Annotated in this window: 9 protein-coding genes; 3 read left to right on the forward strand and 6 right to left on the reverse strand. The window is 68.0% G+C overall.

Translation table 11 applies throughout. From position 1 onward, the window contains the following. Positions 1 to 29: 29 nt before the first annotated feature. The 5 genes from siaD to ACOMD9_RS13560 all read right to left on the reverse strand — a co-directional run bounded on the left by siaD (position 30) and on the right by ACOMD9_RS13560 (position 5800). Entirely contained in the window at positions 30 to 818 is a 789-nt protein-coding gene (gene siaD / locus ACOMD9_RS13540; RefSeq protein ID WP_421415775.1) for a biofilm regulation diguanylate cyclase SiaD, read from the reverse strand. Next, a complete protein-coding gene (gene siaC / locus ACOMD9_RS13545; RefSeq protein ID WP_421415778.1) occupies positions 815 to 1204 on the reverse strand; it encodes a biofilm regulation phosphoprotein SiaC in 390 nt (129 codons plus the stop codon). The genes siaD and siaC overlap by 4 nt, the downstream gene beginning before the upstream one ends. 16 nt (positions 1205 to 1220) lie before the next feature. Continuing rightward, entirely contained in the window at positions 1221 to 1754 is a 534-nt protein-coding gene (gene siaB / locus ACOMD9_RS13550; protein WP_421415779.1) for a biofilm regulation protein kinase SiaB, read from the reverse strand. Beyond that, entirely contained in the window at positions 1742 to 3772 is a 2031-nt protein-coding gene (gene siaA / locus ACOMD9_RS13555) for a biofilm regulation protein phosphatase SiaA (protein ID WP_421415781.1), read from the reverse strand. The genes siaB and siaA overlap by 13 nt, the downstream gene beginning before the upstream one ends. A gap of 150 nt (positions 3773 to 3922) precedes the next feature. Further along, complete coding sequence (locus ACOMD9_RS13560) at positions 3923 to 5800, reverse strand: alginate biosynthesis protein (protein ID WP_421415783.1); 1878 nt, start codon at positions 5798 to 5800, stop codon at positions 3923 to 3925. 401 nt (positions 5801 to 6201) lie between these two features. On the opposite strand from ACOMD9_RS13560, the gene ACOMD9_RS13565 reads away from it, so the two are divergent. From ACOMD9_RS13565 to ACOMD9_RS13575, 3 genes are all read left to right on the forward strand, one after another. Continuing rightward, a complete protein-coding gene (locus ACOMD9_RS13565) occupies positions 6202 to 7950 on the forward strand; it encodes a type I secretion system permease/ATPase (RefSeq protein WP_421415785.1) in 1749 nt (582 codons plus the stop codon). After that, positions 7950 to 9269: an HlyD family type I secretion periplasmic adaptor subunit gene (locus ACOMD9_RS13570; RefSeq protein ID WP_421415788.1), complete on the forward strand. Its 1320-nt coding sequence runs from the start codon at positions 7950 to 7952 to the stop codon at positions 9267 to 9269. The genes ACOMD9_RS13565 and ACOMD9_RS13570 overlap by 1 nt, the downstream gene beginning before the upstream one ends. Positions 9270 to 9355: 86 nt before the next feature. Then, positions 9356 to 10228: an urea carboxylase-associated family protein gene (locus ACOMD9_RS13575; protein ID WP_421415791.1), complete on the forward strand. Its 873-nt coding sequence runs from the start codon at positions 9356 to 9358 to the stop codon at positions 10226 to 10228. Between the two features lie 86 nt (positions 10229 to 10314). Here the strand turns inward: ACOMD9_RS13575 and ACOMD9_RS13580 are convergent, their stop codons facing one another. Beyond that, positions 10315 to 12255 (reverse strand): exoribonuclease II, encoded by a 1941-nt coding sequence (locus ACOMD9_RS13580; RefSeq protein WP_421415997.1) that lies wholly within the window; start codon positions 12253 to 12255, stop codon positions 10315 to 10317. Between the last annotated feature and the right edge of the window lie 168 nt (positions 12256 to 12423).

The raw sequence follows: 12423 nt of genomic DNA on the forward strand, positions 1-12423 counted from the left end.
TTCGATCCTGGACGGGGCCTCGGCAGGGGTCAGCCGGCCGCAAGCCAGCGATCGCGCCCCTGGCGCTTGGCCTGCAGCAGTGCCTCGTCGGCGCGCTGGAGGGTCCGGTCGAAGGTCTCGCTGGCCTGGTGCTCGGCGATCCCGATGCTGGCGGTGAGGCTCAGCCGGGTGCCCTCGCAGGCGATCTGCAGGGTGCGTAGCCGTTGGCACAGCCGGGTCATCAGGGGCCCGGCCTGGAGGATCGTGGTGTCGGGGAGCAGGATGAGGAACTCCTCGCCTCCCCAGCGGCCGCAGTGGTCATGGCCGCGCAGGGCGCTGCGCAGGACCTCGGCCACCTGGACCAGGGCCTGGTCGCCGGACTTGTGGCCGTGCTCGTCGTTGACCTGCTTGAAATGGTCGATGTCGACCATGGCCAGGCTGAAGGGGCGTTCGTGGCGCTGGTTGACGGAGACCAGTCGTTCCAGGTGCTCGGTCATCAGGCGGCGGTTGGCCAGCCCGGTCAGGGCGTCGTGGTTCGACTCCTCGAGCAGTTCCCGGTTGCGTTCGCTGAGCAGCGACTGGTAGCGGTCGGCGATGCGCGACAGCTTGCGCTGGCGGCGCAGCTGGCGCTCGAGCTCATGGCGGGTGGCGTAGAGGTCCTGCTGGGCGGTGCGCTGGAAGCCGTCGGCGATGCCGACCAGCCGTTCCAGGCGGTTCTCCTGCTCCAGGTGGAGGCAGTAGAGGCGCTCCAGTGCGTCGCGCAGCGGATGGTCGCGGTAGAGCGGCGAGTCCAGCAACTCGGCGATCTCCTGGAGCAGCCTGTCATCGTGGAGGCTCACGTGGTGATCCGTATCGGTTTGATGGCGAAGTCGAAGGTGCAGTCCTCGCGGAACTCCTCGGCGAGTTCGGCGATGCGCTCGTTGCGCACGTCGTAGCGCCACACCACGCTGACGCGACGGCCCGCGACATGGGATTCCTCGAGCAGGTCGAAGATATCCATCATCGCCTTCACCGAGCTGGTGTTGAGGTAGATGAGTTCCAGGTCGAGGACCAGCGGGTGTGTGGCGTCGGCGAGGAAGGCCTCGGTCCAGTCGATCACCCGGCTGAACAGCTCATAGGAGTTCTCCGGGTAGGAGTCGCCTTGCATGGTGAGTCGGCCGGCCTGCCAGTCACTGTGGATCGATGGCGTCGACTGACTGCCGGGGATGTTCAGGTCGTGAGTCATGAGCGTCGAAGTCTGCTTAGATAGTGGCGGTCAGGCTAAAGAAGCCTTGGCCGGAAGGCAACGGTTGCAGGACCGGCTGCAGCGGGCGGCTCGACTTGCGGGCCATGTCGAGAAGCCCGAGGCCGGCGCCGCTGGGTAACGTCTCATCCCGGGGGCGGCGCAGTTGCTGCTTGTAGGCCTGCTTCAGCGCGACGGCGTCCAGTCCGGCCAGACCCTCGATGATCTCGACCAGCCGGCGTCCGTCAGCCATCTCCACCAGGTTGCCGGCGGAGACCAGGTAGTGGCCCTCGTCGTCCCGGGCGACGGCGATGGTGGCGGTGGCCTGCTTGTCGCTGTACTCCCTGGTGCGGGCATAGTGGCGGATGTTCTGGGTCATCTCGATATAGACGGCGAAGACGTCCATGGCCGAGGACGGGGAGGTCGGCTGGCCATTGAGGTAGTTGCGCAGGGCATTGCCGATCTCCTCGATCAGGCTGCGCGAGATCGGGCCGTTGAAGCAGAGCATGATCTGCTGCTGCAGGTAGCTGTCGCGCAGGGTCAAGAGGTCCATGCCGTCTCCTCTGTGTCGGTCATGTCAAAGCGAAAGCATAGCAGGGTAATATCGTCGCGCTGGGGGTGCTCGCCGCGGTAGCGTTCGAGTTCCGCCTCGAAGGCGGCGATCTGCTGCGCCAGGGGCGCCCGGGCGTGGCGGCGCAGCATCGACTCGAAGCGGCGGGTGCCGAAGCCGAAACCATGCTCGCCACCGGCCTGGTCGAGAAAGCCGTCGGTGCTCAGTACATGGGTCCAGCCCCGTTTCAGCGGCATGACCTGGTTGCGGTAGGTCATCGGCCGCTTGTGGCCCAGCGGACGCTTGCCGCCGGGGTGCACCTCCAGCTGCTCGCCGTCGCTGGCATGCAGCGACATCTTGGCGCCGGCAAAGGTGAGCCGACCGGCGGCGGGCTCGACCCAGACCAGCCCGACATCCATGTTGGTGGCGATGGAGCGGGGCAGGGTGTCCCGGTGCAGGGTGGCACGGTTCTGGCGGTCGGTCTCGTTGAGGATGGCGGCCGGGTCGTCAATCCCCACCCGCAGGATGGCATGGTCGATGATCGCCCGGGCCAGCATGGTCATCAGCGAGCCGGGCACGCCGTGGCCGGCGCAGTCGATCACCCCCATCAGGTAGCCCCGATCCGCGGCGCGGAACACGTAGAAGTCGCCGCCGACCTGGTCGCGGGGCTGCCACAAGACGGCATGATGCTCGGGCAGGTGATCGCTGAGCTGGCGAGCCGGTAGGATGGCGCGCTGGATGATGCTGGCGTACTCCAGGGAGGCATCGACCTGGCGCCTGGCCGCGACCATCTCGGTATTGGCCCGCTGCAGGTCCAGGGTGCGCTGGCGAACCTTCTCCTCCAGCTGCTGGGTATGCTGCTCGACCTGGTGGGCCATGTGCGAGAACGCCAGGGAGAGCTCGCCGATCTCGTCACGGCGTTCGGTGGGCAGCCGGGTGGCGAAGTCGCCATCGGCGATGGCCCGGGCGGAGTGCTTGAGACGGTCGAGCGGCGCGAGGATCAGGCGGTGGGTGGCATAGGCGAAGACCGCCATCAAGGTGGCCAGGACCAGGACCAGGGTGGTGACCAGCGGCCAGAACCAGCGGCTGTTGAGCAGGGGGGCGGCCTCGAGATCCAGCGCCGTCGCCAGTAGCCACTGCAGCTCGGGCAGGTAGCCCACCGAGAGCAGCCGGGGCTCGCCGGCCATATCCACATCCAGGGTCACGATGTCGCCGGGGCTGCGCAGGGCGTGCTGCAGGGCGCGGCGTACCGCTTCCCGCTGGGCCTCATCGTCGACCAGCGACTGGATGCGCTGGCCGCTGGTGTCGTCGAAGGGATTGACGGTGGTTCCCAGGGCCATGCGCGCCTGCTCGGGATGGGCCTGCAGCACGCCGCGCGGGTCGACGAGCATCGGTGTCATCCCCGGTGCACTGTCGCGGATGAAGCGGTCGAGAAAGTGCTGGAGGTCGAGTCCGCCGCCGGCCAGGCCCAGCAGCCGGTCGCCATCGCGCACCTTGACCCCCACGCGGATCATGGGCCGCTCCAGGGGCGGGTCGTCGGTGACCTCGATGGTGTAGGAGGCACTGCTGCCCATGGTGGCGAAGTACCAGGCGTCCTGCGCCGACGCAGTGGACAGGCGGTGGCGCGGGGAGGTGGCGCTGCCGTTCGGGCTGTCGCCGAGGTAGTAGTCGCCGCGGGCGTGATCGATGACGAAGTAGGTGGTGCTGCCGAACTGTTGCCGGAAGCCTTCCGCCTCCTCGAAGAAGCGGGTGCGACGCTCCGGGTCGTGCGGCGCTTCCAGCCATTCCCGGGTCACCACCGAGTTGGCCAGGCGTCGCGACAGGGCGAGTTCGCGTGCCAGTGGTGCCCGGATCTGCTGCATCTGCAGCCGGGTGTACTGTTCGGCATAGGCGCCGGCAAAATGGCGCCGGACCTCGTCGATGACCTGCCAGCCGATGAGCAGTGCCGGTATCAGGGCGACCAGGCACGCCAGCAGAAGCGTCAGGGTGGACTTGCCGCGCAGTCCCCAGCGATTGGCCATGAAGGAGCGTCCCTTGCGTGTGTCCGGATGGCGTCATGCCGCGAGAGCCCCGGACCAGCGATACGTTTTTTCCTCCACGATGCCATATCCCTGCCACCACTGCGAGGGAACGGGACCAAGGTAGAAGGGCGACCCGTGGGTCGCCACGGCTCAGCCGGCCATCTCGTCGATCGAGGCATCACCGAGTCCCAGCAACTGTACCTGCAGGTCGCTGCCGGCCGCTTCGGCCGCCATGTCCTCGGCAAGCGCGGGCTCGTCTGCATAGGCCTTGTAGGCGAAGCGCCAGGCCTCGCCGGGCTCCAGCACCTGCGGTGAATCCTTGCTGACCCGATAGCCATCCCCGTCCCGGGTGATGTCGCCGTTCCACAGGGTATCGATGTCGGCAGCCAGGTCGAAGCGAACCTCCGGGTCGATGATATCGTCGTCCGAGGCATTCTCGACGAAGATCTCGGCGACATGGCCGATCGACCAGGTGCTGGTGATGTTGCCGGTGACGACGAGGTCGGCGCCGTCGTCGATCAGTGCCGGCAGACGGCCGTTGCCGGCGAGGGTCTCCTCCGGCGAGGGGCGCTCCAGGGGCTCTCCCCGGTAGGCGTTGCCCGAGGCGATATGCAGCGTGGTACCGTCGCCGAAGACCGCGTACTGGATGTCGACCAGGGTATCGATGCTGCCCTTGCCCTCGATGACGACATGGTCGTCGGCGAAGCTGATGTCGTAATGAGCGTAGTCCTGGGTGTAGCGGGCCGTGTCGGTGCCCTTGCCGCCGTCGAGCAGGTTGTGGCCACCGTACCAGCTGTCACCGGGAGCCCCCTGGAGGATGTCGTTGCCGTCGCCCCCGAGCAGGGTGTCGTGGCCCAGGCCGCCGCTGAGGAAGACCCCGTCGTCCGAGCCCTGGAGCATGTCGTCGCGACGCGAGCCGATCACATGATCGAAGACCACCTCATTGGCCTCGGCATCCGTGATGGCACCGAAGCTCTCACCGCCGGCATTGACCCACAGGCTGGGCGACATCAGGTCGGCATCGGGATCGCGGATGGAGCGTTCGACCCTCACGCTGTTGTCATGGTCCAGGCCGCCGTGGAAGTTGATGTCGCGGTCGGTGAAGGCCACGACGACGTCGTTGCCCACCGAGGACCGCCAGGAGTCGAACAACAGGCCATGGCGCATGCCGCTGTCCTCGAGGCCGTTGAAGGTCCCGTCGTAGCTCTCCCGCAACTCATAGGCATAGCCGTTGCCGCCACTGCCCTTGTTGAAGGCACCATGCGCCTGCAGGTCGGTGGCCTCGATATCGAGGGACCTGGCGAGATGGAAGGCCTTGGAGGGCCCATCCAGGACCTGGATGTCGTCCAGCCGGGCATCGACCGTGCCGTCGAGAACGACGGCCTGGTAGCCCGTCAGCTCCTCCAGGGCATTCTCGAAGGCGGCGTTGTCGGGCGTGCCCAGCTCGAAGTCGATGCTGAAGCCCGTCAGGGTGACGCCATCGGCCGTGTCGAGGCGCTCGACACTTGTCTCGCCGCCCTCGAAATCGAAGTGCAGCCCGCGGTCGAGGTGGATGGTGTCGCCGTCCACGGCCTCCACCCGGGCCATGCTGGTACGCAACTCGGCGTACTGGACCTTGCGCCAGGAGGTGTCGCCGATCTCGTCGAAGAGGGCATCGTCGTTGTCCTGCCAGACCCGGATGCTGTCGCCGGGGGCCAGGTCATGATCCCGGTCGAGGGTCACCTGGCGCGTACCCTCGCGGTGGTCCAGCGACAGCTGACCGATGGGCTCTCTCTCGCTGCCATCCACCCGGATGCCGTAGGCATCGTTGCGTGCGAGTGCCGTGTCGCTGAAGGTGAGGGTGGTCTCGCCGGAGCCCGCGCCGCTCAGGGTGACGTCGGATCGCGTGATGGTGAGGGCGTCATCCAGCAGGTACCGACCGGCCTCGAGCTCGAGGGTGGCACCCGCGGGGGCTTCCTCGATCAACGCCGCGAGATCGGCGGCGGTGGTGCCGGTATCGACGCGGATGATGTCGTCCTGCTCGCTCATGCAATACCTCCGGAAAATCAGTGGTCACGACGAGGGCATATCGTCCTCCAGGGGAGGCGATGTCCGGGTGTCGGTCTGGACGCGGGGGAATGCTAAGGGCCGAAAGGCGTACCCTACAACCGGCCATGCAGGACGGCCGGAAGGCGTGTGTTACCGGCCTTGCAGGCCGGCGTCACCCTTCCGCTGTTCACACTGCCTTGATGGCGCAGGGTATTCATCATCGAGGTGAGTTTCGTATCACCCTTTAGACTGAAAAATGCCTACATGACAATTACAAAAGTACTATAAAACTCATCATCACGTATCATCCTGACTGGTACTCTGGCGCCTCTCGCGGCGGACATCATCACGGCGATGCGCGCCGTGATCGCCCCTGTCCAGCCAGGATCCGATGGTGTGCCATGGCGTCAAGCAAGGAACCCGCCGAGGTGTCGGATGCGCTGAAGGCGTGTCGCGCCTCGCTCGTCTCGGTGGCGGGATTCAGCCTCTTCATCAACCTGCTGATGTTGAGTCCGGCCCTCTACATGCTGCAGGTCCATGACCGGGTCATTCCCTCGCGCAGCGGGGAGACCCTGTTCATGCTGACGCTGGTCGTCGTGTTCCTTTTCGCGGTGCTGGGCGGGCTGGAAATGGTGCGCTCCCGCATCATGGTTCGCCTCGGCAATCGCCTCGATACGCGCCTCGCCCGCCCCCTGTACCGAGCCATCTTCCGACACCGGATTCGCGCTTCCGGGCAGCAGACGGCCCGTCCCCTCGACGATCTCGCCACCCTGCGCCAGTTCCTCTCCGGGGGCGGGCTGTTCGCCTTCTTCGATGCCTTCTGGCTACCCATCCATCTCGCCCTGCTGTTCCTCTTCCATGTCTGGTTCGGGGTCTTCGCCAGCCTGGCCGGTGGCCTGCTGCTGGTCCTGGCGGTCGCCAGCGAGAAGGCCACCCGCAGGCCGCTGGCAGAGGCGGCGAGCGAGCAGGTCAGGGCGCGCGAACTGGCGGACCGCAATCTGCGCAATGCCGAGGTGCTGCATGCCATGGGCATGATGCCGGGGATCATGCAGCGCTGGTCGGTCCGGCACCAGGGCTACCTGCTCAAGCAGTCGCTGGCGAGCGACCGCGCCGGGCTGCTGTCCAATCTCTCCAGGAGCCTGCGATTGCTCAGCCAGTCGTTGATCCTGGGCCTGGGGGCACTGCTGGTGCTCGAGGGGCGCATGACGCCCGGCATGATGATCGCCGGCTCGTTGCTGCTGGGCCGTGCCCTGGCCCCTATCGACCAGATGATCGGCAGCTGGAAGGGTTTCGTCGGGGCGCGCGACGCCCACCGCCGCCTCGAGCGGCTGTTCAGCGAGGCGCCGGACGATCCGGCGCGGCTGTCGCTGCCCGCCCCCGCGGGCGCCATCGACATCGAGGGGGTGTCGGCCGCACCACCGGAGGTGACATTCCCGGTGCTGCGGGGGATCAGTGCGCGGATCGAGCAGGGCGAACAGGTGGGAGTCATCGGCGCCAGCGGGTCCGGCAAGTCGACACTGGCCAGGGTCGTGCTGGGTATCTGGCCGGCCCAGGTGGGCAAGGTGCGGATCGATGGCGCGGATATCACCCGCTGGAACCGTGACGAGCTGGGGCCCTTCCTGGGCTACCTGCCTCAGGAGATCGAGCTGTTCGACGGCACCATCGGCGAGAACATCGCCCGCTTCGGGCCCGTCGATGCGGGCAGGGTGGTCGAGGCGGCGAGGCGGGCCGGGGTCCATGACATGATCCTGCGGCTGCCCGAAGGCTATGACACGCTGCTCACCGCCGGGGGGCGGGGGCTCTCGGGAGGTCAGCGGCAGCGGATCGGCCTGGCGCGTGCCCTCTATGGCAACCCCGTGCTCGTGGTGCTCGACGAACCCAACTCCAACCTCGATGCCGGCGGCGAGCGAGCCCTGGCAGAGACCCTGGCGCGCCTGAGGCAGGAGGGGGTGACACTGCTGGTGATCAGCCACCGAACCGGCGTGCTCAGGCGGGTCGACAGGCTGATGGTGCTCGACCAGGGGCGGATCAGCCTGTTCGGGCCGCGGGAGCGGGTGCTCGCCAGGCTGAAGCGGCAGGACGCCACCGCCTCGGAGGACAGAGCCACGGCGGGAAGGCCCCACCGTGGAGACCTGGAGGTGCAGGCCTGATGGGGGGGCGGCCGCGGGGTGACGAGGGGCGCCTGCCGGTGAGCGATCGGGGCTGTCGGCGGCTCGGCCTCGCCCTGGTGCTACTCTGCTTCGGCGGTTTCGGCGGCTGGGCACTGGCGTCCAGCCTGGCCGTGGTGGTCGTGGCCCCCGGGAAGGTGTCGGTGGCCTCCTTCAAGCAGACGATACAGCACTACGAGGGGGGGATCGTCAGCGCCACCCGTGTCGAGGATGGGGACCGTGTCGAGGTCGGCGACGTGCTGCTGGTGCTCGATGACACCCGGGCGCTGTCGCAGCTCAAGAGCGCCAGGGCACGCTACCTGATCGATCGTGCCAGCGAGGTCCGGCTGCTGGCCGAACTGTCGGGGCGGGAGCGGCTGGTGTTTCCCGACGAACTGCGCGAGAGCCCCTACCGACGCGTCGCCGATTTCCTCGCCGTCCAGCGTGGTCTGTTCGCTGCCCGTCGACAGGCATTGCAGGGGGGGCTGGATGCGCTCGACCAGCGGGCGCGGCAGTTGCAGGAGCAGCATGATGGACTCCAGGCCCTGGTGGAGATCAATCGTCAACGGGTCGCATCGTTGCAGGAAGAGGTCGAGGATCACCGCTCCCTCTATGCCCAGGGCCAGGGCGACAACCAGCGGGTGCGCGAGCTGGAGCGGGAGATACTGCAGTACCGTGGCGAGATCGCCGAGAGTCGGTCGGGGATGGCGCAGATCCAGTCGCAGCTCAGCGAGAACAGGCTTCGGCAACAGACTCGCCTGCAGGAGTTCCACCGGGATGTCGGCGAGCAGCTGCGCCAGGTGCAGGCCGGCATCGCCGATGCGGAAGAGCGTATCACCGCCCTGGACGACGAGGTGCGACGGACCACGGTGACGGCACCGGTGGCGGGTACCGTGGTCGGGCTGCAGCCCCGGACGCGCGGTACGGTGATCGACCCGGGCGAGACGCTCATGGAGATCGTGCCGGGTGACGATGGCTTTGTGGTCGAGGCGCGCATCGCCGATCGGGATATCAGCAACATCTACCCCGGCCAGACGGCGGAGGTGCGCTTCACCGCCTTCGACCGGCAGCGCAGCGATGTCATTCCGGGCGAGGTGATCCATGTCTCGGCCGACAGCTTCGAGGATGCCTCGAACGCTACGCGCTACTACCGGGCGCGCATCCGGGTCGAGGACGCCGCAGGCCGGGCGGTACCCATGGACAGCCGGCTGCTCTCCGGGATGCCGGCCGAGGTCATGATCCGGACCGGGGAGCGTACCTTTGCCAGCTATCTCGCCAAGCCCGTCGCCGACATGCTGGCGAGGGCGATGCGCGGGAGTTGACGTTGACCGGCAGGGCCTCTCCGGGTGAGGCATTGCTGCTAGGCTGGATGTAGCAGCCGAGGAGCAATGCCCCCAGGGAGGACCAGATGGCCAAGGTACCCGCCGCCTACCAGGCGACACGAGGCTCGATACTGGAGGTCGACCGCGACTTCTACGCCCGGCTCACCGCCCCGGGTGCCCGTGCCCGCATCGATTCGCTGGTGGTGCCGATCCGCGAGGGATGCGCCTGGCGGGTGCCGGCGGGGCATGTACTGCGCCTGTCGACCCTGGACGGGCCCCAGGTGGGCGATCTCAACCTCTGGCACCTGCACAACCCGCGCGAGCGCTTCTGGGCCTCGCGCACCCGGCAACTGCAGCGGGCGCATGTCTCGCGCTTCGACCGGCTGTGGTCGACCCTGCCCTACCTCCGGCCCATGGCGACCATCATCGACGACACCCTGGCCGGCTACGGGGTGGACGAGGAGGGCGGTCGGGTGCACGACCTGCTCGGCACCCGCTGCGACCCTTATGTCAACCGACTGCTCACCGGCGAAGACTTCGACCACCACTGCCACTCCAACCTGGTGCGTGCGGTGGCCCCCTTGGGTCTCACCGAGTTCGACGTCCACGACGTGCTCAACGTCTTCCAGTGCACCGGTCTCAACGATGACGATCAGTACTTCATGAAGGCCTGCCCGGCGAGGGAGGGCGACTACCTGGAGCTGTTCGCCGAGATCGACCTGCTCTGCGCGCTCTCCTGCTGCCCTGGCGGCGACCTGTCGGTGGATCTCTGGGGTCCCGAGGCGCGGGATCCGCTGGCCACCTGCCACCCCATCGGCGTCGAGGTGTTCCGGCTGGATGATGCCCTGCTGCAGGGGTGGCGGTCGCCCGAGCCGTCACCCTACGCCGGCGGTCACGGGCTGCGCGGCCCGGCCATCGACTGGACGGCGGAGAAGGCGCGGCGCTTCGGCGGGGGCTAATAGCCGCCCTGCCCGGGTGGGCCCGTAACGACGGCGCCCCGGCCACCAGAGTGGCCGGGGCGCCGTCGTGTGGACTCCGCGTCGATTCAGGTGGCGGGACGCCCCACCAGCGACCGGGTCTCCTCGCGGGCCTCGGTCAGCGCCACGCGGAGGTGGTCGCCCAGCTTGAAGCGCTCCTCGCCCTCCACCTGGATACGCCCCTCCTTGTCGTCGATCACCACCTTGTCGCGGTCGCTGTGGATCAGCGGGGCCGGGATGAAGGCGGTGGCGCCGTTGGCGGTCAGGCGCACGCGCATGCCGCCGCGGTTGATGGCGATGATCTCGGCGTCGAAGGTCTCCTGGGCCTCGGCGGCCGGGCTCAGGTAGCGCACGTAGAGCCAGTCCTTCACGTCGCGTTCGGCCATGCGGTTGAGCCGGCGGCGTTCGGTGAGCTGCTCGGTGAGCTCGAGGCTCGCCTCGGCGGGCGCCTGCTCCCCCTTGAGCACGCGCTTGATCAGCCGGTGGTTGACCATGTCGCCATACTTGCGGATCGGCGAGGTCCAGGTGGCGTAGGCGGCCAGCCCAAGCCCGAAGTGCGGGCCGGGCCGGGCCGACATGCTGGTGAAGCCCTGGAAGCGGCGCAGGCGCACGTCCAGCCAGGCGTCGTCGCGCCCCTCGAGCTCGCGCTTCAGCTCGGTGTAGCGGGACAGCTCGGTGAGCTGCTCGCGCTCCACCTGGATGTCCTGGCTGGCCAGGAACTCCTGGGCCGCCTCGGCCTTCTCGGGCTCGAAGGCGCGGTGCACGTTGAAGATGCCGTGGCCCACGTGCTCGGCGAGCAGGTCGGCGCAGCAGGCATTGGCCGCGATCATCGACTCCTCGATCATGCGGTTGGCGATGCGCCGCTCCTCGGTACGGATGTCCAGCACGTTGCCCGCCTCGTCCAGGTCGAAGACGTAGTCGGGGCTGTCCTTGAACACCAGCGCGTGCTCGGCTCGCCAGGCACTCCGTGCCTCGGTCAGGTCGCGCAGCGCCTTGAGCTGCTCGCCGATCGCCTCGTCCGGCGCCCAGTCGCCCTGGCCCTCCAGCCAGTCGGAGACGCGGTCGTAGGCGAGCTTGGCGTGGGACTGCGCGGTGGCCGCGAAGAAGCGATAGTCGCCCAGGCTGCCATCGGCGTGCACGGTGAGGGTACAGGCCAGTACCGGACGCTCCTTGCCCTCCCACAGGGAGCAGAGGTCGTCGGCCAGCTGCTCGGGCAGCATGGTGACGTTCTGGCCCGGCAGGTAGACGGTGAAGGCGCGGGTACGCGCTTCCAGGTCCGCCGCATGGCCCTCTTCCACATAGGCGGTGGGGTCGGCGATGGCCACGCTCAGGTCCCAGCCGCCATCCTCGCGGGGCACGATGCGCAGGGCATCGTCCATGTCACGGGTCTTCTCGCCGTCGATGGTGAAGAAGGGCTCGGCGGTGAGGTCCTCGCGCCCGAGGCCCTCGTCGAGCAGCGGCCAGTCGTCGCCGGCATCCGGGCACTCCTGCTCCAGGGCGTGTCGGGCGAGCGTCACCCGCCAGGGCACGGCGGGATCGTCGGCCTTGGCCACCAGCTCGTCGATCTGGGTGAAGAAGGCACGATCATCGGGCTTCAGGGGGTGGCGCACCAGGCGGGCCACGACCCAGTCGCCGTCGGCGATGCTCGCCTCGTCGAGGCTGCGCTTGATGCGCGCCTTGAGCACGTTCTTGATCGAGGGGTGGTCGGGCACCACGGCGAGACGCCCCTCGCGCTTCTGCACCCGAGCGATGAAGCGGTTGAGTCCCTGCTCGATCAGGGTGTCGGGCTCGACGCTCTTCTTCTCGCCCTCCTCGTGGAGGATGGCCTCCACCCGGTCACCATGCAGCACCTGCTTCATGGCGGGAGGCGGCACGAACCAGGAATCGCCCTCGTCGGTCTCGAGGAAGCCGAAGCCTCGGTCGGTGGCCTTGATCACACCCTCGACGCGGGGCGTGGTCTCGCGGATCTGTTGCTTGAGCTGGGCAAGCACCGAGTTGTTCTGCAGCATGGTCACGATCGGGTGGCGGGATAAGGGGGTCACTATACGGATTCCCGCGCGTGGCGCCAAACATGCAGACCGGGGCCGCCGGGAATCAGCACCTTGCGGAGCCGCCGGGCCCGAACCGGCGTGGGCCCCCGGGGTCCACACTTGTGTATATGGCGGTATGGGGTAGGC

Source organism: Halomonas terrestris, assembly GCF_049166755.1.
Taxonomy (GTDB): Bacteria; Pseudomonadota; Gammaproteobacteria; order Pseudomonadales; family Halomonadaceae; genus Halomonas.